The sequence below is a fragment of the Streptomyces sp. NPDC059247 genome (genome assembly GCF_042754005.1).
In the GTDB taxonomy this organism is placed as follows: Bacteria; Actinomycetota; Actinomycetes; order Streptomycetales; family Streptomycetaceae; genus Streptomyces.
On the sequence record NZ_JBHYZW010000008.1, the window covers coordinates 240,543 to 261,233 of the forward strand.

Below are 20,691 nucleotides of genomic sequence, written 5' to 3' on the forward strand. Positions count from 1 at the left end.
TGCTACGAGGCCATCAGCAGGTCGACGGAGTCGCCGAAGGTCAGACGGCAGGTGTCGGCGCGGTAGGTGGCGACGGAGACGGCGGCCGTACGCCCTCCGGAGAGGTAGCGGGTCGTCACGACGAGGACCGGCGCGCCCGGCAGGCGGTCGAGTTCCTTCGCGTCGTCCGCGCGGGCGGAGCCCAGCTCCACGGAGCGGTCCTGGCCGTCGAGGGCGAGGTGCTGGAGTTCGCGCAGCACCGCACGGGCGCGGGCGGCTCCGGGGGGCGCGTCTATGGCGCTGAGACCGGGGACGGAGTCCGCGGGCACGTAGAGCAGTTCGGCGGCGACGGGCCTGCCCTGGCTGAAGCGGAGGCGGCGGACGACGTGCACCCGCTCCTCGGCTCCGCTGTCCAGGACCCGCGCGACGGCGGCCGGGGCCACGTCGGCCGCGGAGTCCTGCGGCAGCCATGCCTCGTCGCCGACGCCCGGCCAGGCGTGCTGCGTGGTGGAGACGTCGACGCCGACGCGCGGCGGGGCGACGGTGGTTCCGACGCCTCGGCGCCGCTGGAGACGGCCTTCCAGCTCCAGTTGCTCCAGTGCCTGCCGGAGCGTGGCACGGGCGACGCCGAAGCGTGCCGCGAGCTCGCGCTCGTTCGGCAGGATCTCCCCGACGGCGAACTCCGAGTCGAGTGCTTCACCGATCACTGTCTTGAGGTGCTGGTACTTCGGTTCCGGTACCGATGCCAGCTGCGTGGTCCCCACCCTGATCCTCCGCATTTCGCCGTGTCCCGCGGCGTTTCCGCGCCCTTGTTTATTAAAGGTTCCTGCACTAACTCTGCGACCATAAGGCGAGCACACCCCTTGGTCAAGACCAATCCTCCGCCCTCCGCGCCCAAATGTGGACCTCTGACCTAGATCGTTCACAGGACGTTCGCGGTCCCGTGAGCCCCGCGCAGCAAAAAGCCCCGTCTCCTGGTCGGGAGACGGGGCGAGTTCCGGCCGATCGGCGCGATCGCGGTACGAGAAGGGGCCGGGAGGGGGCCTCAGGGGGTCCCGGGGCCCCCGAGCCCTCCGGGACCGGTGATCCCCTCGGGGGCGGCGATCCCCTCGGGGTCAGCGAGTGCCTCGGGGGCGGTCTCGCCGGTGAGGCTGGTGAGACCGGTGAGCTTGTCGGGGTTCCGGATGATGTAGACGCACTGCACGCGTCCGTCGCGCACCTCGATCTGCACCAGGCTGTCGGGCCGCCCGTCGAGCAGACCGACGACCGCCGGAGCGCCGTTGACCTCGACGAGACGCAGATCGTAGAGGGTGTCCGCGCCCCGCGAGGTGGCGGCGAGGAAACGGCCGACCTTGTCGGCGCCCTCGATGATCCGCAGCGGCGCCTTCGCCTTGCCTCCGCTGTCGCCGACGAGGCGCGCGTCCGGGGCGAGCAGGGCGAGCAGCCCGCCGAGGTCGCCGCCCGCCGCCGCGGTGAGGAACCGCTCCGTGAGGTCGCGGCGCTCGGCCGGATCGACGTCGTACCGGGGCCTGCCCTCCTCGACGTGCCGCCGGGCCCGCCCCGCGAGCTGCCGCACGGCCGCCTCCGTACGGTCGAGGGCGGTGGCGATCTCGCCGTACGGGAAGCCGAACGCCTCGCGCAGCACGAAGACGGCCCGCTCCAGGGGCGAGAGCGATTCGAGGACGACGAGGACGGCCAGCGAGACGGAGTCGGCGAGCAGGGCCCGCTCGGCGGTGTCGGGCGCGGCCGGGCCGAAGCCGGTGACGACGGGCTCGGGCAGCCAGGGGCCGACATAGGACTCGCGGCGCGCCTGGGCCTGCCGGAGCCGGTCGAGGGCGAGCCGGGTGGTGATCCGCACCAGGAAGGCGCGGGGTTCGCGGACCGCGGCCCGGTCCCCGCCCGTCCAGCGCAGCCACGCCTCCTGGACGACGTCCTCGGCGTCGGCGGTACGGCCGAGCATCCGGTAGGCGACGCCGAGGAGCATCGGGCGGTGCTCCTCGAAGACTTCGGTCGGGATGTCGGTGGGCACCCGTCCATCCCAGCCCACCCGGGGCGCGCTGTCCAGTTCCGGCCGCCCTCTTGAACTCGTGGCTACCGATCGGTAATTCTCGCGTCGAGACCACCAGGAGAGGGAGTCCGCATGTCCGCACGGATCACGCTCACGACCGGGACCCCGGCGGGACCCCGCCCGTTGGCCCTCACATACGAACGCCGGGGCGCGGGCGAGCCGTTGCTGCTCCTGCACGGCATCGGGCACCACTGGCAGGCGTGGGAGCCGGTGCTCGACGTGCTGGCCGCCGAGCGTGATGTGATCGCCGTCGATCTGCCCGGCTTCGGGGCGTCGGACGCGCTGCCCGAGGGCTGCGCCTACGACCTCGGCACGGTGGGCCGGGTGCTCGACGCGTTCGCCGGTGCCCTCGGCGTCGAACGGCCGCACGTGGCGGGCAACTCGCTGGGCGGGCTGCTCGCCCTCCACCTCGGGCGGGAGGGCCGGGCCCGCTCGGTCACCGCCCTCTCGCCCGCCGGTTTCTGGTCGGAGGGCGAGCGGCACTACGCCTTCGCGGCGCTGCGGGCCATGCGGGGCGCGGCCCGGTCGTTGCCGGTGCCGCTGATCGACCGGCTGTCCCGGACGCCCGCCGGGCGCACCGTGCTCACCAGCAGCGTCTACGCGCGCCCGGGGCGCCGTTCGGCCGGGGCCGTCCGCGCGGAGACACTGGCGCTGCGCGGGGCCCCCGGCTTCGCCCGGACCCTGGCCGCCGGCCGGGACGTGGTGTTCGGCGACGACATGCCGGGGGTTCCCGTCACCGTGGCCTGGGGCACCCGCGACCGGCTGCTGCCGCCCCGGCAGGGGGTCCGTGCCAAGCGGACGCTCCCCCGCGCGCGGCTCGTGCGGCTGCCCGGCTGCGGTCATGTGCCCATGAACGACGACCCGGCCCTGGTCGCCCGCGTCCTGCTCGACGGGAGCCGCTGATCGGGCGGAGGGGGTGACGGCTCGGCCGTGGGGATCCGGTCGTGGGGGGCTTGCTGGTCCCGGCCGTGGGGGGAGGTCGGCCGTGGAGCCCTCTGTCGTGGGGATCGCGGTCGTGGGGATCGCGGCTTTGAGGGACCCGACCTCGGGGACCCAGGGGATTCAGGGGATCAGGTGGCCTCGGCGGTCGCGGTCTCTGTCTCGGGCCTCGCCGCCTCGGGCCTCGCCGTCCCGGTCGTCTCCGTCTCGGGCGTCGCCGTGCCGGTGGTCCTGTCCGGGCGGCCAAGGGGGTCGGTTCCCGGGCGGTCCGGCTCGTTCCGGTGGCCGACCGGGCCCGCCCCGGACCCGGCGGGCCCGTCACGGTGGCCGGGCGAGGCGGGCCCGGTCCTGTTCCGGCGGCCGATGAGTCCGGTGCCGACGGCGGCACCCGCTCCCACCAGAAGGCTGCCCGCCGCCTGCGGGAGGCCGAAGGAGCCGCCGCCGACCAGGGCGGCGCTGAGGGCGGCGGCGATCGGGATCGCCCCCGTGAAGAGGGTGGCCCGCTCCATGCCGACGCGCTGGACCCCCATGTAGAAGAGGACGAAACCGACCACGGTGGCCAGGACCGCCTGCCACAGCAGGGCTCCGGTCTCCACCCCCGTCGGCACCCGGACGAACCCGGAGCCGTCGACGACCAGTCCGACGAGTGCCGCCTCGACGGCGCCCACCCCGCAGACGGCGGCGGTGAGCAGCTTGGGGCCGAGCAGCCTGAGCACCGGGACGGCCAGCACGGTGAACCCGACCTCGCCGACGAGCGCCGCGACCGACCAGCCGATCCCGGCCAGGTCGGTGCGCCCCCAGCCCTGCACGGTGAAGGCTCCCGCGGCGACGAGCAGCGCTCCGTACAGGACGACGGGGGCGGGCCTGCGGCCTTCGGCGAGCGGGACGAGGACGGCGACGACGACCGGGGCGCAGCCGACGAGGACACCGGGCACGGCGGGTTCGGCGGTCCGTTCGGCGGCGAGGACCGCCAGGTTGAAGCCGATCATGCCGACGGCGGCGAGGGCGGCGAGGCGGCCCCAGTGACGGGCGGTCAGGGTGCGCAGCGGGGCGAGCCCGCCCCGGCCGAGCAGCGGGAGCAGGAGCAGACAGGCGGCGCCGTAGCGCAGTGCCTGGCCACCGGCGTACGGGTAGGCGCCGAGAAGGCTGTTGGCGGTGAAGGAGGCGCCGACGAGGGCATAGGCGAGGGTCACCAGGAGGACCCCGCGCAGGGCGTTCGCGTTCATGCCTCCGACGCTAGGAAGCGGAGTGGTCCGGTTGAAGGTCCACTTCCGTCGCGCCATCGGGGACCACTTCGCGGGGGCATGAGCCCGAGGGGGCGCGGGTCCCGGGGGCACGCCTCCAAGGGCGCGAGTTCCCTTGGGCACGGGTCCCTTGGGCACGGGTCCCTTGGGCACGGGTCTCCGGGGTCGGGTCCGTGCCGGGTCCGTCGGCACCGCCGGTCCCGCCCTCCGGCGCCTTGCCCCGTTTCGGCCAGTGCGCGGCGGTTTCGCGCCGGTCAGGTCGAATGGGGCTTCTCGGGGTGTTCGCCGAGTGCTGTCCTGAAGGGGCCGCGTCCCGTCGGGGCGCGCATCCGCACGCCAGAAACAGGGGGTCTTCAGCGGTGGCTTCTCTGAACTACGAAATCCTCACCGACCCGGTTCCGCTCCAGGTGCCGGAGGCGGGCGAGGAGGTCCGGGGGACGGTCCACATTGTCGTCTCCAACCCGACCTTCAACGACGTGATCTGGCACTCCGTCAAGATACGGGTGCCCGTCGGGCAGGGGGCCGGCGATCTGACGGCCGATCCGAAGGCGATCAAGGTTCGGGTCGGGCAGAACACCGCGACGAGGCCGGGCGAGGACCCGGCCGTCGACTGGGACCTCGACGCCGGGGTCCTCACCGTGACCGCCAAGGCCAACACGTACTTCCAGGAGGCCGGGGCCCTGGCCCTGGTGCTCGACGGGTTCCCGGTCTCCGACAAGCCGGGGCTCGTCCTGCTGCACGTGACCGAGCGGGCCGCGAGCGGCGTCTACGTGCAGAAGTACCCCGTCACGCTGAGCCTGCTCAAGCAGGAGGCGAGGGTGCCGCGCAACTTCCGCCCGAAGCAGTCCCTGGTGGCCTCGGGCCAGGACGTCGTCCTGCGGTGGGACGGACCGGACACCTTCACGTACGCGGTCCAGGGTCCGGACGGTTCCCTGGAGACCGTCACGTCGGCGAAGGGACCGGACGGCTGGGAGTGGTCGCCGAAGCCCGGCCAGGAACCCCGGCGGGACGCCACGTACACCCTGCTGGCCAGGGCGCCCGGCTCGCAGCGGCCGGGGTACTACCTGACCACCGGTGTCCATCTGCGCAGTCCCGAGTTCGAGACCGTGACCGCGAGGGACGGGTTGCGCGCCCCGTGGGTCGAGGGCACCTCGGACAAGGGCCGGGTCGTGTTCACCTCCGGGGGCGTCCGGGTCCTCGACGACGCCCAGGCGCTCGGCACGGTCTCCGCCGCGACCGTGGACGCCGAGACCGTGGCCGCGACGTCGGTGCGCGGGCGGGACAGCGGTGCCGGGTGGATCAGGTTCCCGTCCGACGGGATCACGGTCGGCCACGGCGGCGGGGGCGACCTGGGGACCGTCACGGCGGACAAGGTCCGGGTGAACGGTGTCAACACGACATGGGTGGGGGACGTCGACGGCGGCAAGGGGTGGATCGAGTTCCCGCAGTCCGGGGTCAGCGTCCGCAAGGACGGGCGGAAGGAGTGGGGCCTGGTCTCCGCCGACAAGGCGGATCTGAACGGCGTCAACACCAAGTGGGTGCAGGGGCCCACGGCCGCCGACGGATGGATCGAGTTCCCCGCCGCCGGGCTCAACGTGTTCCAGGGCGCCGGAAGCCGTCAGTGGGGAACCGTCGCGGCCGACACGGCGGATCTCAACGACCTGGTCACCCATCGGGCCCGCGTCAAGGAACGGCTCACCCTCCAGGGCGGGCTGACCGTCGACGGCGTACTGGAGACACAGGACGGTCCCCCGAGGCTGATCGTGCACGGGCGCCTGGACGCGGAGGGGGCCGTGCACGCCGCCCAGCGGATCGACGCCGCCTCCGACCTCGTCGTCCGGGGGAACGCGCGCGTCGACGGGAAGACCGACGCCAACGGACACCTGTCCGTCCGCAACGGCACGTCCTGGATCCTGCACACCAACGACGAGCTGATCGCGGTCCAGGCGAATCTCCGCGTCCACGGCGCCTTCCGCGCCGACAGCTGACCGCGCGCCGACGCTCCGGTCGTTCCGCCGCGCCCCCGGGCCGGGCGGAACGACCCCGGCGGGGGGCCAGCCGGGGGCGGTCGGCCGGGGGCGGTCGGCCGGGGGCGGTCGGCCGGGGCCGGGGAGTGGTCCGCCGGGCGGAATACTCTGTTGTCATGAGTGAGAGAGGGATGCAGGAGCTGGCACTGCTGTTGCTGACCGCGCTGGCGAACGCGCCCCGGCACGGTTACGCCATCGCCCAGGAGGTCAGGGCGATCACCGACGGCCGGGTGGTGCCCCGTACGGGGGCGCTCTACGGGGCGCTCGACAGGCTCCTCGACGAGGGGCTGATCACGGTGGAGCGGGAGGAAGTGGTGAGCGGCCGGGCGCGCCGCACCTTCGCGCTGACCGCCGTCGGCCGGGAGCGGCTGGCGGCCGAGGCGGACCGGCTGGCCGCGACGGCGCGGGAGGTCCGGCGGCGGCTCGCGGCGGGCGGTGCGGCGGCCCCGGCGTGACCGGCCGGATCCTCCGCCTCTATCCGGCCGGTTACCGGTCCGCGTACGGCGAGGAGATCGCCGAGGTGCACCGGGAGATGACCACGGGTCTGCCCCGCGCGGCCCGGCTGCGCGCCGACGCCGATCTGGCCGGACACGCCCTGCGGGTGCGGCTGCGGCTCGACTCGGCGTCCCCCGGCGGGCGCTTCTTCGCGCTGGCCGCCCCGTTCGCGCTCGCGGTCGCCGCGGTGTCCGACGGTCTGGCCCTCACCCGCTGGTACGCGGGGCTCGTCCGCTCCCCGGCGCCCGCGTGGCTCCAGCTGGTCCACACCGACGCCCTCTGGGGGCTGCACCAGTTGTTCGCGGCCCTGGTGTGCCTCGGCGCGGTCGTCGCCCTGTCCGGCCGGTGGGTGCCGGGGGTGACCGTGGCCGCGTGCGGGCTGCTGGGGGAAGCGGTGCAGGGGACCCTCGCCCCGGAGGTGACCGACGGGTCGCCGTTCGCTCCCGCCATGGCGCTGCTGACCCTCGCCTCGGTACTGGCCTGCCCGGCGGACCGGCGGCCCGGCGGGGAGCTGTCGGCGGTCGCCGGGACGGTCGCGGCGGTGGGGTGGTTCCCCGTCGTCGCCCTGGAGACCGGGGCGTTCGGCGTGACCACGGACTACGGCGCCTGGCCGGTGCTGGTGCTGGCCGCCGCCGCGGCCACGGTCGCCCTGCGCCGACGGTCCTCGGGGGTACGGGAGACCGGGGCGGCGGCCGTGGCCGCGCTGCCCCTGGTCACCGGCGCCTCCGTCTGGGCCCCCGACGACCCGTGGCCGTTCGTCGGCCTGCTCCTGGTCCTGCCGCTGGCGGGTGCGCTGACGGCGGGGGTGCGGGCGGCACGGCGACGACGGTGAGCCCGCCCCTCCCCCGTTCGTCCGTTCGTCCGTTCGTCCGTTTCGTTCCGGCCAACCGGGATCGAGCCGCCTTCCCTTCCACGGGGAGGCGGTTCCGTCGTTCGGGGGGGGGCGCTGGGCAGGCGCCGGGGCGGGGTGGGGGAGACCGGGGCGCCGAGAGGACGGGACTCCCCGAGGCCGGGGTCCGGCGCCCGCCGGACCTCATTGCCATAGTCCGTTGAACTGAATAGTCTACTCAACGTACCGTCGCCGCGCGCCGTACGCGTCCGGGCCGTGCCCACCTCCGGCGCGCCCGCGGCCGACCCGGGCCGGGCCCTCCGGCCCGTATCCGTGGCTCCGAACTCCGCACAGAGAGACCGTCGTCGTGCCGTTCACGCTCTCCCACCCCGCCGCCGTCCTGCCCCTGCTGCGGCATCCGTTCGTCGCCCCGGCCCTGGTCGCCGGAGCCATGGCCCCCGACGTCCCGTACTTCCTGCGGGCCGTCGGCATCTACTCGGACAGCGCGCAGGACGCCTACGAGCCGCTCCTCAACGCCACCAACACCCACTCCCCCGGCTGGGGACTGGCCGTCGACCTGCTCTTCGCCCTCTGCCTGATGGCCGCCCACCGGCTGCTCCGCAGACCCGTCGCGGCCCTGCTCCCCTTCGGCATCGGCCCGGCCGGGCCCGTACCGGAGTCCCGCCCGCGCACTCCCGTCCGGTACGGCCTCTGGCTGCTCCTGTCCGCCTTCCTCGGCATCGCCTCCCACCTGCTGTGGGACTCCTTCACCCACGCCGACGGATTCCTCGTCACCCATGTGGAGGCGCTGCGCCACCCGGCCGTCGGAGGCCTGACGGTCGCCCGGCTGCTCCAGTACGTGAGCACCGCCGGGGGCCTGCTGGCCATCGGCGCGCACCTGTGGCGCCGCCGGGAGCCGCGCCCCGGGAAGGGCACCGCGCCCCGGCCACGCCCCGGTGCGCGGTGGGGCGTGGCCGCCGTCCTCGCCGGGACGGCGCTGCTGGGCGGAGCCGTACAGGCCCGCGCCGACTTCCCCCTGTACCGCTACGAGACCGTGGCGGACCTCGACCGCCCGGTCGTCCGCGTCTTCGACGACGGCTCGACCGACACCAGTTACCCCACCCGGACGGTGGAGGCTCCCTGGGGCAGGGTCGCCGAGGGGGTGCTGACCGGCGCGGCCAAGACGGCGGGCGCCGCGTTCGCCGTCGCCCTGCTGGTCTACTCCGCCGGATGGCACGCCCGGCGCTCCCTCCGGCGGAACGGCTGACACCGGACCGGCATCATGGAGCCCGGCGTCGGAGGACGGCGACCGGGACGGGGCGACGGCCCCCGGGGCGAAAGGGTTCCGGGGGAACGGCGGGAGGGCCGGAGGAGATGACGAGCCAGGGGAAGGCCGCCTGGGAACTGCTGCTGCCCGCCGTCGAGGCACCGGCCCGGCGGCGCGGCAGGGCCCTCCAGGAGGCGCTGCGCGAAGCCGTCCGCTCCGGACGGCTCACGGCCGGGACCCGGCTGCCGTCGACCCGCGCGCTCGCCGCCGACCTCGGCGTCTCCCGGGGCCTCGTCACCGAGGCGTACGAACAGCTCACCGCCGAGGGGTACTTGCGCAGCGGCCGGGGCGCGGGCACCTGGGTGGGCGAGGCGGCGAGGAGCCCCGCCCTGCGGTCCGGCGGACCCGGTACGTCCCCGGCCCCAGACGCGCGTCATGACCGGGGCACGCCCACGGGAGGGTCCGCGCCGGGGCGCGGTCCCGGCGGGTCCGGGGCCGGGGCCGGGCACGCCGGGACCCAGGCCGGACACGCCGTGCCCGGAGCGGATCCGGGGGCCGGGTCCGCCGGGGCCGGGTCCGCCGGGGCCGGGTCCGCCGGGGCCGGGTCCGGGGTGCGGGTGGGACCGGGAGCCGGGGCGCGAGTCGGGCCGGAGGCCGGGGTGCGGGTAGGACCGGGGGTAGGGGTACAGGTCGGGCCGGGAGCCGGAGTGCGGGTGGACTTCCGGCCCGGTACCCCCGACCTCTCGCTCTTCCCCCGCGCCGCCTGGTCGGCGGCGCACCGGGCCGTCCTGTCCCGGCTGCCCCACCCGGCACTCGGCTACCCGGACCCGCGCGGGCTGCCCGAACTGCGGGAGGTCCTGGCCGGGATGCTGACCAGACGGCGGGGCGTCGTCGCCGATCCGGAGCGGCTCGTGGTCTGTTCGGGCGTGGCGCAGGCGTCGACGCTGCTCGGGTTCGTCCTGCGGGCCCGGGGCCTGGACGCGGTCGGCATCGAGGACCCGGGCAGTCCCGAGCACGGCCGTCTGTTCGCCTCGACGGGCCTGGACACGGTGTGGCTTCCGCTGGACGAGGAGGGGCTGCGGCCCGGGGCGCTCTCCGCGTCCGGCGTACGGGCGGTGGTCGTGACGCCTTCCCACCAGTTCCCGTCCGGGATCAGCTGGTCGGCGGAGCGCCGGGCGGAACTGCTCGACTGGGCGCGGGCCGTGGACGGATACGTCATGGAGGACGACTACGACGGCGACTTCCGGTACGACCGGGCCCCGGTCGGCGCGCTCCAGGGGCTCGATCCGGAGCGGGTGGTGTACGCGGGATCGGTCAGCAAGTCGCTCGCGCCCGGTCTGCGGCTGGGCTGGACGCTGGTGCCGGAGGCGCTGCTCGACGAGGTCGTCGAACGCAAGCGGACGATGGACCTCGGCAATCCGGTGCTCGACCAGGCGGTGCTCGCGGAGTTCGTGGCGCGCGGCGGGTACGACCGGCAGCTTCGCCGCTGCCAACGGGCCTACCGGGAGCGGCGGGACGCGCTGCTCGCCGCCCTCGCGGAGCATCTGCCGGGGACCCGGGTGAGCGGGATCGCGGCCGGGCTGCACGTCATCGCGCGCGTACCGGGGCGGTTCGGCCCGCCGGAACGGTTCCTGGCACGGGCGTCGGCGGCCGGGGTGGCGCTGCGGGCCCTGGAGGAACACGGCACCGCCCGCCCCCTGGACGGGGACGTGCGCCTGGTCGTCGGGTACGCCCATCTGACGCCGTCGGCGCTGACGGCGGGCGTCCGTCTGCTGGCGGAGGCGGTCGGGGCGGCTCGGGAGGGATGAACCAGGGCCGGGCAGGTCAGAGGCGGGACCGGTCCAGGACGGGAGCGGTCCAGGACGGTCCCGAGGGCGGGGCCGTCCTGTTCGCGAAGGTGCTCCAGCCGGGGCGCGTCGGCCGGTAACTCCTGGTCGGGGGCGGTGCGGTGGCAGGAGCGGGGCCGTTGTCAGTGCCTCGCCCTACCGTCGTAGACATGACGCGATCCGTACAGGCACTCGCCTACGTCCGCCCGTCCGCGCTGGAGTCCACGGGCTCCGGCCGGCTGCTCGGTCTGGAGACGGCGGGGGGCCTCACGCCCCGGGGTGCCGAGGCCCATCCCCGCTTCTTCTCCGGCTTCCTGGCCGCGCCGCAGGTCGCCGCCCGTGGTCTGCTCGCCGTCGCCGACGTGGCGGCGGCCCGCTACCACCAGCGGATACGGCCCGGGTCGCTGGACCCGGTGGTGACGGGGAACGGGGACCGGCTGCGGTTCGAGTCCTTCTCCGGCTGCGGCGGGGTGTACGCGCGCCTGGACATCCTCGAAGAGGGCCTCGGGGGTACGGAGACGGGGCACGGCACGACGAACGTCGACGTGAACGACCCGCTGCGGGAGGCGCTGTCCCGGATGACCGGGGACGATCCGATGCATCTGCGGGTCGGCCCCGAGGAACTGGCGGTGACCACGCTGACGGGGGCGGTCGTGGAGAAGAAGGTCCCGCTGCCGGACCGCTGGCTGCGGGGCTTCGCCGAGGCACAGGTCGCCTCGGCCCGGTTCGACCTGCGGGCCGGACTCTCCGGCGCGGAGGCGGTGCGGTTCCTCCGGTCGCTGCCGCGCGGCCAGGCCCGGGGGCGGGGTCCGCTGTGGGTGACCCGGTCCGGCCGGACCCTGCGTCCGACGACCCGGCCGGGGGCGGACGCGGTGTGCCTGCCGGGGCCGGACCGGCTGGTCGCCCTGGAGCGGGTGCTGCGGCACGCGACGGGCCTGCGGGTGTACGGGCCGGTGCCGGACGGCACCCTGGCGACGTCCAGCGCCTGGGAGGTGACCCTGCCGGGGATGCGGCTGACGCTGACGCTCTCGCCCGACCCGGCACGGGGGTTCTCCGGCGAGGGAGGGGTCCTGGAGGCCCTCGCCACCGAGGAGGCGGCGCGGGACGCCGAGCTGGTCTCGGTCCTCCTCGCCTGGGAGCCCAGGATCGACCCGGCCGAACTGGCGGCGCGGGCCGGACTCGACATCGGCCGGGTGCGCGCCGCCCTGGTCCGGCTCGGCACGGCCGGGCGGGTCGGGTACGACGTGGCGGACGCGGCCTACTTCCACCGGGAGCTGCCGTACGACGCGGACCGCGCCGAGCGGCACAATCCGCGTCTGGTGGGCGCCCGGAGGCTGGTCGCCGAGGGCGCGGTGGAGCTGGACGGCCCGCTGGCCACGGTGGTCTCGGGCGAGCGGCGCTACCGGGTGCGGGAGTCCGGCGGGGTGCTCAGCTGCACCTGCCCGTGGTGGGCGGACCACCAGGGCAGACGGGGTCCGTGCAAGCACGCGCTCGCGGTACGGATGGTCCGCCGGGGCGCGACGGCCGCCGCCACCGGACCCGTGGCGGCACCGGTCGGCGGCCGGGGCGACGGTGACCGTGATGACTGATCCGGCCGGGGCGACTGGGGCGGCTGGGTCCACTTCGGTGAAAGGGACGGCTGGGGCGATGGGGACCTCTGGGGCGATGGGGACCTCTGGTGCAATCAGGACGGCTGGGGCGATCGGGGTGGGGAACGACATGACGGGTGACGGGGCGGACAGGGTGGACGGGGTGGACAGGACGGTGACCGTGGACGGCGACATCGTGGCGGACGCGGAGGGCACGGGCGGAACGGCGGCGGCCGGGACGGCGGCGGTCGGGACGGCGGCGGTCGGGGCGCTGATCGAGGCGGTGCGCGCGGGCCGGGCCAAGGAGGTTCCGGCGCTCCTCGCACCGCTGGACGCGGCGGCGCGCAGGGCCGCGCTGACCCGGCTGAAGGCGCTGCGCTCCGAGGTCCGTTCCTGGGAGTGGCGGCGGTGGAACGAGGCCTCCCGCATCCGGCGGGCCCTCCATGTCGCCGGGGCGGGCTGCCACCCGGGGGCGGCAGCCGCCGCGACCTGGCTCGGCGCGCGCGATCTGCTGAACTGGCGTCAGGAAGACGGCTTCCTGGTCATGAAGGTGATGGAGGGGCGGGACGCGGAGTGGCTGGCGGACGTGGCGGGACGGCTCGCCGCGCGTCCGGCCGTCGCCGAGAGCTGCTACGGCCTGATCCACGCCCTGGTGGAGCGTTCCGGGTGCGCGGTGCCCGCGACCGACGGCTATGTCCTCGGCTGGGCGCGGGACATCACCGGCCCGCGGCTCCTGGAGCGGCTCCGGGCGGACCCGCACACACCGGTCCTCGTGGCGCACGCGCTGGCGATGGCGGAGACCCCCGAGCCGCTGGCCTGGTCGGGCGGGCCGGACGATCCGGCGCACTGGCCGACCGCGCTCTCCGTGCTCGTCGCGGAGGGCGTGCTCGACCGGGCCCGGGTCGTGGACCTTTCGGTGTCCCGGCTGCTGCGCGGCGGGCGCCCCCGGAACCTGCGGTGCGCGACGGAGGTGCTGCGGGTCGTGGCGCCGGACGCGGCCGAGCGGCGGGAGCGGGTCGCGGACTGGGTCGCCATGGCCTCCGACGGCCCCGGGCCGGTCGCGGGGTACGCGCAGGAGGTGCTGGCCGGGCTCGCCGCCGAGGGGGCGCTGTCGGCCGGGGTGCTGGCCGAGATGACGGCCGGGGTGCTGTTCCGCACCGAGAAGAAGCTCGTCCGGTTCCAGCTGACCTTGGTGGGGAAGGCGCTGGCACGGGAGCCGGACGCGGCGGGCGAGCTGCTTCCGGCGCTCGCGGAGGCGTTCGGGCACGAGGACACCGTGATCCAGGAGCGGGCACTGAAGCTGACGGCCCGCCATCTGAGCGCGGTGGACCCGTCCGTGCGGTCCGAGCTGGCCGAGCGGGCGGGGCTGCTGAGCCCGGTGCACCGGGAGACGGCCGTCGCCCTGTTCGGGGAGGTCTCCGACGAGGGGGCGGGGGGTCCGTACGAGGAGATCCTGCCGCCGGTTCCGGCGCCCGAGCCGGTGGCCGCGCCGCCCTCGACGGTCGAGGAGCTGGTGGAGGAACTGCTCGTGAAGGAGCTCGGCCGGGACGCGGAGCGGTTCGAGCGGGCGCTGGACGGTCTGGTGCGGCTCGCGCACCGGGACAGGGCGGCGGTCGGGGAAGCGGTGCGGGAGGCGTTCCCGACGGGGCCGTGGGAGTACGAGCACTACTTCGCCCACGCGACGCATGACGTGCGGGTGGTGCTGGCGGGGCTGCTCGGCATGGTGCCGGAGTCCCTGATCGCCAAGGGCCGGGCGGCGCGGCGGCAGAAGTCGGACTGCTTCCACCAAGCGTTGACCGGGGTGACGGAGGCGCGGCTCTGGGAGGCGGCCGAGCTGGTCGGCACGGACGCGCTGCCGTTCCTCCTCGCCTCGCCGACGCTCGCTTCCGGGCAGGTCGATCCCCTGGTGCTGGTGGAGCGGCTGCGGGAGTACCGGGACGCGGGTGTGGAGCCCGCCCCGGCGGACTTCGCGCAGGCGCTGCTGCGGGTCGGGCGGACCGGCGCTCCGGCCGCGCGGGCGGCCGAGGAGGCGGCGGCGCTCCGTACGGCGGCGGGGGCGCGGCTCGCCACCTGGCTGGGGACGGCGGAGCCGGTGGGCGCGCGGGTGCGGTTCTTCCGCCGGGACGGCGACCGGAGCTCGAACAAGTACTGGCTGATCGACCGGCTCGTGGTGGAGGTTCCCGAGCGCCCGGTCGTCCGGGAGGAGTTCCCTCCGGCGTTCCGGTGGCTGGGCGGTGAGCTGCACGCGACCCCGCGCCGCTGCCACCACTGGATCGCGGACCGTACGCACTGGACCGGGGTGTTGCCGGTGGACCGTGAGACCCTCGCCGCCGCCGTGCTGCCGAGTCTGGCCGTCGGCATGGAGTCGGACCAGACGGGGGCCACGGAGCCGCTGACGGCGCTGGCGGAGGCGGACGGGCCGGTGGGCCGGGCGGCCTCGCTCGCCCTGGCGCTGGGTCTCGGCTGTCTGGACGCGGACGACCGGCTGAGGGCGGTGGACGCGCTCCTCGTCCTGGCGGCGCGGGGCGATCTGGACGCGGGGGCGCTGGGGACGGAGTTGTCGTGGCTGGTCACGGAGGGTTCGGTGAAGCCGAACCGGCTGGCGGACGCGCTGCGGACGGCGGCGGCGACGGGAGCGTACGGGACGGTGTGGGCGGTGCTCTCCACGGTCCTGCCGGAGTTGCTGGGCGCGGTGCGACCGGTGCGGGGGCTCGGTGAGGTGCTCGCGGTCGCGGCGGACTGCGTGGAGCGGTGCGGGGCGGGCGGGGAGGTGGCCGGGCTGGAGGCGGTCGCCTCGGGGCGGGGCGCGTCGCAGTTCGTCGTGCAGGCCAGACGGCTGCTGGGCGCGCTCCGACAGGGGGCCGATCAGACCCCGCCAAGAACGGTCTGAATCGGCCTTTATCCTGCTAGAGCAGCGCTTAACCCGTCAGTCACAGAGCGTTCGTGATCGCGCAACACCACTGGGTCACAGTGAGGTCATGACCGATGTGACGTCCTCGAAGAGCACCCGCCGCCCGCACCACTGGCGGCACGACCTGATCGAGCTGGCCGCCATGTTCACCGCCGTGGTGGTGGCCGACACGATCGCCAAGACCATCGCCAAGGGCCCCGACGGCCGCTACCTCCTGGTGTTCTCGGCGATCGCGCTGGTCGCCACCGCCGCGTTCCACACCTGGTGGGCGCGGCGGCACGGGCACACGAGTCACGCCCCTCCCGCAGGTCATCCCGGCGGACGCTCCCGCACCGGCCCGTCCACGCACCCGGCGGACGGCTCCGCCGGGGCGCCGGAGGCCACGGCCGGGTCCGGGGAGTCCACCGGGACCGTGCTGTGGCGGATGCGGACGACCGTCGCCGACGCGCCGGGCAGCCTGGCCGCGCTGTGCACGGCCCTCGCCGGGCTGCGCGTGGACATCCTGACCCTCCAGACGCATCCGCTGGCCGACGGCACGGTCGACGAGTTCCTGCTGCGCGCCCCCGCCGACCTCTCCGCCCGGACCCTCGCCCGGGAGACGGCGGAGGCCGGCGGCCGGGACACCTGGACCGAGCGGGCCGACGCCCACGACCTGGTCGACACCCCGACCCGGGTCCTGGAGCTGGCGACCCGTACCGCGCTCGACGCCGCCGAACTGCCGCTGGCGCTGCGGCGGCTCCTCGGCCGCTGCACCCTCCACTCGGTGCCCGCCGTCTCGCTGACCGGCCGTTCCACCGGCGAACCCGTCCCGGTGGAAGGGGTCCTGGAGGAGACGGTGATGCGGCTGCGCGACCCGCACGGCGGCACGCTCGTCGTGGAGCGGCCCCATCTGCCCTTCACCCCGACCGAGTTCGCCCGCGCCCGGGCCCTCGTGGAGCTCGACGCCCGGCTCGGCCCCCGCGTCCCGCACGGCCGGGACGTCCTGACCCTCCCCGAGGGCAACGAGATCACCGTCCGCCGGGCCGACCGGCGCGACCTCCCGGCCGCGCGCGCCATGCACGACCGCTGCTCGGCCGACACACTCGCCCAGCGCTACCACGGCCCGGTCGGCGACGCCGACCGCTATCTCGACCACCTGCTCAGCCCCCGCTTCGGCCGCACCCTCGCCGCGCAGACCGCCTCCGGCCGCCTCGTCGCCCTCGGGCACCTGCTGTGGGACGGCGACGAGACGGAGGTGGCGCTCCTGGTGGAGGACGACTGGCAGCGGCGCGGCGTCGGCGCCGAGCTCCTCGGCCGTCTGGTGGCGATGGCGGAGGAGGCCGGCTGCGCGAGCGTCTACGCCGTCACCCGGGCGTCCAACACCGGGATGGTGGCCGCGATGCGCGCCCTCGGTCTGCCCCTGGACTACCAGATCGAGGAGGGCACGCTGGTGATCACCGCCCGGCTGACCCCGAAGCCGTCAGCCCGGCCGAGGCGGGAACAGCGTCCGGAAGGGGCCCGGCGGGCGGAGCGCTGAGCGCCCGGCTCAGGTCGCGCCACAGGTCGTCGACGTCCTCGAGACCGACCGACATCCGGAGCAGCCGGTCGCTGACGCCCGCCGAGCGCCGGTCCCCCTCGGCCACGATCCGGTGGCTGATGGAGGCCGGGTGCTGGATGAGGGTGTCGACGCTGCCGAGGCTGACCGCCGGGGTGATCAGCCGGACGCCGGAGATCACGTCGTACGGGTCCCCGTACACCTCGAAGGCGATCATCGCGCCGCCGATGCGGGGGTAGTGGACCCGTTCGACCCGGGGATCGGTGGTGAGCCGCCGTACCAGCTCCGCCGCCGTCGCGGACGCCGCCCGGACCCGTACCGGCAGGGTCGACAGACCGCGCAGCAGCAGGTACCCGGCGAGCGGGTGCAGCACCCCGCCGGTGGCGAAGCGGACCTGGCGCAGGGTCCGGGCGAACTCCTCGTCGCAGGCGACGACCCCGCCCATGACGTCGCCGTGCCCGCCGAGGTACTTGGTGGCGCTGTGCAGCACGATCCGGGCGCCCCGTTCGACCGGGCGCTGGAGCACCGGGGTGGCGAAGGTGTTGTCGACGAGCAGGGGCACGGAGCCGCAGGAGTGCGCGAGGGCGCGCAGGTCGGCCTCGGCGAGGGTCGGGTTGGCGGGCGACTCGACCATGACGAGGCCGGTGTCGGGCCGGATCGCCGCCGCGATGCCCGCCGGGTCGGTCCAGGTCACTTCGGTGCCGAGCAGTCCGGCGTCGAGGAGGTGGTCGCTGCATCCGTAGAGGGGCCGGACCGCGACGACGTGCCGCAGGCCCCGGCTCGCGCGGGCGAGCAGCACGGCGGTGAGGGCGGCCATGCCGCTGGCGAAGGCGACGGCCGCCTCCGCTCCCTCCAGCCGGGCGAGGGCCTCCTCGAAGCGGGCGACGGTGGGGTTGTCGAGCCGGGCGTAGACGGGCGGTCCGTCGAGCCGGGCGCCGGTGGTGGCGAACTCGTCGATCCGGGCGGCCTCCGCCCGTGCGTCGTACGAGGGGTAGGTGGTGGACAGATCGAGCGGCGGTGCGTGCACCCCGAGCCGGGCGAGGTCTTCCCGTCCGGCGTGCACGGCTTCGGTGGCGAGGGCCCTCGGGGTGGCCGAGGTGCCGTAGTCCATGGCGTCCATGGCGAGACTGTGAACGAATACCGGAAAGTAGTGGATAAGTCCCGTGCTACGTTCGACAGATGGCCGATTCTGTCGTACTGGACACGGTTGATCTGCACATTCTTCGCCTCCTGCAGAACGACGCCCGGACCACCTATCGCGAGCTCGCCGCAGAGGTCGGGGTGGCTCCTTCGACCTGCCTGGACCGCGTCGCCCGGTTGCGGCGCACGGGTGTGGTGCTCGGGCATCAGCTACGACTGGATCCGGCCAAACTCGGCCGGGGGCTTGAGGCGCTGCTGCTCGTCCAGGTCCGCCCCCACCGGCGGGAACTGATCGCTCCGTTCGTCGACCGGATCCGGGCGCTGCCGGAGTCCCGTGCCCTGTTCCATCTGACGGGACCCGACGACTACCTGGTGCACGTGGCCGTGGCGGACCCTTCCGACCTGCAGCGACTCGTGCTCGACGAATTCACCTCGCGCCGGGAGGTGGCGCGCGTGGAGACCCGGCTGATATTCCAGCAGTGGGAGTGCGGGCCGCTCCTGCCGCCTTCTCCGGCCCCTTCCATGTCAGCCGACTGAGCCCGGACGAGGGTGACGCGGGCCCGAGGAAGGCGTCAGGATGGCCCCCATGCCAGAGACTTCCCCCCACCCGCTGCCCCGCCAGGTCGCCGACAACCACGTCGACGCACTCATCGCCCTCGACCCGATCACCGGTACGTATCTGGGAGTCGCCGAGAGCGCCGGGCAGTTGCCCGACTTCTCCCCCGCCGGTCAGCGCGCGGTGGCCGACCTCGCCCGGCGCACCCTCACCCGGCTCGACGTGGCGGAGCGCGCGCCGGGCGCGGACAGCGAGGCGGAGCGCCGCTGTGCCCGGCTGCTGCGGGAGCGTCTGACGGCGGAGCTCGCCGTGCACGAGGCCGAGGAGAATCTCTGCGCGGTCAGCAACATGCGGTCCCCGGCGCACAGCGTGCGGATCGTCTTCACGGTGATGGCGACGGAGACCGAGGCGGACTGGACGGCGGTCGCCTCCCGGCTGCGGGCGGTTCCCGCCGCCCTGGAGGGGTACCGCGCCTCGCTCGCCCTCGGTCTGGAACGGAAGCTGCTCGGCGGTCCCCGGCCGACGGCCACGTTCATCGGCCAGCTCACCGAGTGGGCGGGCGCGGAATCCGGGGCGCCGGGCTGGTTCGAGGAGTTCGCCGCCGGTGGCCCCGACGCGCTCTCCGACGACCTGCGCGCGGAGCTGACGAAGGCGGGCCGGGGCGCCACCGAGGCGGTGCTCGCGCTGCGGGACTGGATGCGGGACGTGTACGCCCCGGCCGTGGCCGGGGCCCCGGACACGGTGGGCCGTGAGCGGTACCAGCGCTGGACCCGCTACTTCAACGGCACCGATCTGGACCTCGACCAGGCATACGCGTACGGCTGGACCGAGTACCACCGGCTGCTCGGGGAGATGCGGGCCGAGGCCGAGCGCATCCTGCCGGGGGCCGGTCCCTGGGAGGCGCTGGCCCATCTCGACGAGCACGGCACGCACATCGAGGGCGTGGAGGAGGTGCGGGTCTGGCTCCAGGAGCTGATGGACGAGGCGGTCGAGGCGCTCGACGGCACCCACTTCGAACTGGCCGACCGGGTGCGGCGGGTGGAGTCGCGGATCGCCCCGCCGGGCGGTGCGGCGGCCCCGTACTACACCGGGCCCTCGGAGGACTTCACCCGGCCGGGCCGGACCTGGCTGCCGGTGGACGGCACCACCCGCTTCCCCGTGTACGACCTGGTGTCGACCTGGTACCACGAGGGGGTGCCGGGCCATCACCTCCAGATCGCGCAGTGGGTGCACGTCGCCGACCGCCTCTCCCGCTACCAGGCGACGATCGGCAAGGTCAGCGCCAACATGGAGGGCTGGGCGCTCTACGCGGAGCGGCTGATGGACGAGCTGGGCTTCCTGCCCGACGCGGAGCGGCGGCTCGGCTACCTCGACGGCCAGATGATGCGTGCCTGCCGGGTGATCGTGGACATCGGGATGCACCTGGGCCTGGAGATCCCGGCGGACTCGCCGTTCCATCCGGGCGAGCGGTGGACCCCGGAGCTGGCCCAGGAGTTCTTCCAGCGGCACAGCAGCCGTCCGGCGTCGTTCGTGGAGAGCGAGATGACCCGCTATCTGTCGATGCCGGGGCAGGCAATCGGCTACAAGCTGGGCGAGCGGGCCTGGCTGCTCGGGCGGGCCAACGCGCGGGCGGCGCACGGCGAGGCGTTCGACGCGAAGGCCTGGCACATGGCGGCGCTCTCGCAGGGGCCGCTGGGTCTCGACGACCTGGTCGAGGAGCTCTCCCGGCTCTGAGGCGCGGACCGAGGGATTCCCCGGTGATCGACTTGATCGGCCGGGGAATCCCCTGCTATCCCTGCCTCGTGAGCACCGCATACGTTCCCGACGCCACCGACTGGCGCATCCTCGAAGCCCTCCAGTCCGAGGGCCGCGCCACCTTCGCCGAACTCGCCCGTACGGTGGCGATGTCACCGTCGGCGGTGACCGAGCGGGTCCGGCGCCTGGAGGAGACCGGGGTGATCACCGGGTACACGGCGGTCGTCGACCAGGAGCGGCTCGGGCTCTCCGTCCTGGCCTTCGTACGGCTCCGCTACCCGAACGGCAACTACAAGCCGTTCCACGATCTGCTCGACACGACGCCGGAGGTCCTGGAGGCGCACCACGTCACCGGTGACGACTGTTTCGTGCTCAAGGTCACCGCGCGCTCGATGCGGCACCTGGAGGAGATCACCGGGAAGATCGGCGCGCTCGGCTCGGTGACGACCAGCGTCGTCTACTCCTCACCGCTGGCCCGGCGTCCGATCGGCCGCTGACGGCGGCCCGGTCCCGGGCGGGCGGGGCCCGGTGG

The 20,691-nt window shown here is 74.9% G+C and carries 16 protein-coding genes; 12 read left to right on the plus strand and 4 right to left on the minus strand.

Features of this window, described 5'->3' with window-relative positions:
* Positions 1–2 precede the first annotated feature (2 nt).
* The gene (locus ACFXGN_RS17755) at positions 3–743 is read right to left on the minus strand and encodes a GntR family transcriptional regulator (protein WP_384859652.1); all 741 of its coding nucleotides are present in this window, start codon (positions 741–743) and stop codon (positions 3–5) included.
* A gap of 281 nt (positions 744–1,024) precedes the next feature.
* Positions 1,025–2,008: an RNA polymerase sigma-70 factor gene (locus tag ACFXGN_RS17760; RefSeq protein ID WP_384859654.1), complete on the minus strand. Its 984-nt coding sequence runs from the start codon at positions 2,006–2,008 to the stop codon at positions 1,025–1,027.
* 111 nt (positions 2,009–2,119) lie between these two features.
* Here ACFXGN_RS17760 and ACFXGN_RS17765 point away from each other — a divergent pair, with 111 nt between their 5' ends.
* On the plus strand, positions 2,120–2,950 hold the full coding sequence (locus ACFXGN_RS17765; protein ID WP_384859656.1) for an alpha/beta fold hydrolase: 831 nt from the start codon (positions 2,120–2,122) through the stop codon (positions 2,948–2,950).
* A gap of 167 nt (positions 2,951–3,117) precedes the next feature.
* Here the strand turns inward: ACFXGN_RS17765 and ACFXGN_RS17770 are convergent, their stop codons facing one another.
* The gene (locus ACFXGN_RS17770; RefSeq protein WP_384859659.1) at positions 3,118–4,212 is read right to left on the minus strand and encodes a DMT family transporter; all 1,095 of its coding nucleotides are present in this window, start codon (positions 4,210–4,212) and stop codon (positions 3,118–3,120) included.
* Positions 4,213–4,589: 377 nt separating this feature from the next.
* Between ACFXGN_RS17770 and ACFXGN_RS17775 the strand changes: the two genes are divergently transcribed.
* The 8 genes from ACFXGN_RS17775 to ACFXGN_RS17810 all read left to right on the plus strand — a co-directional run bounded on the left by ACFXGN_RS17775 (position 4,590) and on the right by ACFXGN_RS17810 (position 16,690).
* Positions 4,590–6,218: a hypothetical protein gene (locus ACFXGN_RS17775; RefSeq protein WP_384859662.1), complete on the plus strand. Its 1,629-nt coding sequence runs from the start codon at positions 4,590–4,592 to the stop codon at positions 6,216–6,218.
* Positions 6,219–6,373: 155 nt separating this feature from the next.
* Entirely contained in the window at positions 6,374–6,712 is a 339-nt protein-coding gene (locus ACFXGN_RS17780; RefSeq protein ID WP_384859664.1) for a PadR family transcriptional regulator, read from the plus strand.
* Positions 6,709–7,584 carry a hypothetical protein gene (locus ACFXGN_RS17785; protein WP_384859667.1) on the plus strand — a complete coding sequence of 292 codons (876 nt, stop codon included), beginning with the start codon at positions 6,709–6,711 and terminating at the stop codon, positions 7,582–7,584. Before ACFXGN_RS17780 ends, ACFXGN_RS17785 begins: the two co-directional genes overlap by 4 nt.
* Before the next feature lie 364 nt (positions 7,585–7,948).
* Positions 7,949–8,848 carry a DUF4184 family protein gene (locus ACFXGN_RS17790; RefSeq protein ID WP_384859670.1) on the plus strand — a complete coding sequence of 300 codons (900 nt, stop codon included), beginning with the start codon at positions 7,949–7,951 and terminating at the stop codon, positions 8,846–8,848.
* 107 nt (positions 8,849–8,955) lie between these two features.
* The gene (locus tag ACFXGN_RS17795) at positions 8,956–10,656 is read left to right on the plus strand and encodes a PLP-dependent aminotransferase family protein (RefSeq protein WP_384859673.1); all 1,701 of its coding nucleotides are present in this window, start codon (positions 8,956–8,958) and stop codon (positions 10,654–10,656) included.
* 188 nt (positions 10,657–10,844) lie between these two features.
* Positions 10,845–12,263: an SWIM zinc finger family protein gene (locus ACFXGN_RS17800; protein WP_384859676.1), complete on the plus strand. Its 1,419-nt coding sequence runs from the start codon at positions 10,845–10,847 to the stop codon at positions 12,261–12,263.
* 130 nt (positions 12,264–12,393) lie between these two features.
* Positions 12,394–15,153 (plus strand): DUF6493 family protein, encoded by a 2,760-nt coding sequence (locus ACFXGN_RS17805; RefSeq protein ID WP_384859679.1) that lies wholly within the window; start codon positions 12,394–12,396, stop codon positions 15,151–15,153.
* A gap of 88 nt (positions 15,154–15,241) precedes the next feature.
* Positions 15,242–16,690: a GNAT family N-acetyltransferase gene (locus tag ACFXGN_RS17810; protein WP_384859682.1), complete on the plus strand. Its 1,449-nt coding sequence runs from the start codon at positions 15,242–15,244 to the stop codon at positions 16,688–16,690.
* Here ACFXGN_RS17810 and ACFXGN_RS17815 read toward each other — a convergent pair.
* Positions 16,608–17,828, minus strand: a complete 1,221-nt coding sequence (locus ACFXGN_RS17815) for a trans-sulfuration enzyme family protein (protein WP_384859685.1) — start codon at positions 17,826–17,828, stop codon at positions 16,608–16,610. The two genes, ACFXGN_RS17810 and ACFXGN_RS17815, sit on opposite strands and share 83 nt — an antisense overlap.
* 59 nt (positions 17,829–17,887) lie before the next feature.
* Between ACFXGN_RS17815 and ACFXGN_RS17820 the strand changes: the two genes are divergently transcribed.
* Genes ACFXGN_RS17820 through ACFXGN_RS17830 form a run of 3 tightly spaced genes read left to right on the plus strand, consistent with a single transcriptional unit; the run spans position 17,888 to position 20,656 of the window.
* A complete protein-coding gene (locus ACFXGN_RS17820) occupies positions 17,888–18,385 on the plus strand; it encodes an Lrp/AsnC family transcriptional regulator (protein ID WP_384859687.1) in 498 nt (165 codons plus the stop codon).
* A 40-nt stretch (positions 18,386–18,425) separates the two neighbouring features.
* A complete protein-coding gene (locus tag ACFXGN_RS17825; protein ID WP_384859689.1) occupies positions 18,426–20,138 on the plus strand; it encodes a DUF885 domain-containing protein in 1,713 nt (570 codons plus the stop codon).
* Positions 20,139–20,170: 32 nt separating this feature from the next.
* Complete coding sequence (locus ACFXGN_RS17830) at positions 20,171–20,656, plus strand: Lrp/AsnC family transcriptional regulator (RefSeq protein WP_351783998.1); 486 nt, start codon at positions 20,171–20,173, stop codon at positions 20,654–20,656.
* The last annotated feature ends 35 nt before the right edge of the window (positions 20,657–20,691 follow it).

Excerpts from the sequence above, each read along its gene's own strand:
- ACFXGN_RS17795 (WP_384859673.1), top strand. The coding sequence starts at position 8,956 with ATGACGAGCCAGGGGAAGGCCGCCTGGGAACTGCTGCTGCCCGCCGTC.
- ACFXGN_RS17770 (WP_384859659.1), bottom strand. The coding sequence starts at position 4,212 with ATGAACGCGAACGCCCTGCGCGGGGTCCTCCTGGTGACCCTCGCCTAT.
- ACFXGN_RS17800 (WP_384859676.1), top strand. The coding sequence starts at position 10,845 with ATGACGCGATCCGTACAGGCACTCGCCTACGTCCGCCCGTCCGCGCTG.
- ACFXGN_RS17825 (WP_384859689.1), top strand. The coding sequence starts at position 18,426 with ATGGCCCCCATGCCAGAGACTTCCCCCCACCCGCTGCCCCGCCAGGTC.
- ACFXGN_RS17765 (WP_384859656.1), top strand. The coding sequence starts at position 2,120 with ATGTCCGCACGGATCACGCTCACGACCGGGACCCCGGCGGGACCCCGC.
- ACFXGN_RS17820 (WP_384859687.1), top strand. The coding sequence starts at position 17,888 with ATGGCCGATTCTGTCGTACTGGACACGGTTGATCTGCACATTCTTCGC.
- ACFXGN_RS17810 (WP_384859682.1), top strand. The coding sequence starts at position 15,242 with ATGACCGATGTGACGTCCTCGAAGAGCACCCGCCGCCCGCACCACTGG.
- ACFXGN_RS17815 (WP_384859685.1), bottom strand. The coding sequence starts at position 17,828 with ATGGACGCCATGGACTACGGCACCTCGGCCACCCCGAGGGCCCTCGCC.
- ACFXGN_RS17780 (WP_384859664.1), top strand. The coding sequence starts at position 6,374 with ATGAGTGAGAGAGGGATGCAGGAGCTGGCACTGCTGTTGCTGACCGCG.
- ACFXGN_RS17805 (WP_384859679.1), top strand. The coding sequence starts at position 12,394 with ATGACGGGTGACGGGGCGGACAGGGTGGACGGGGTGGACAGGACGGTG.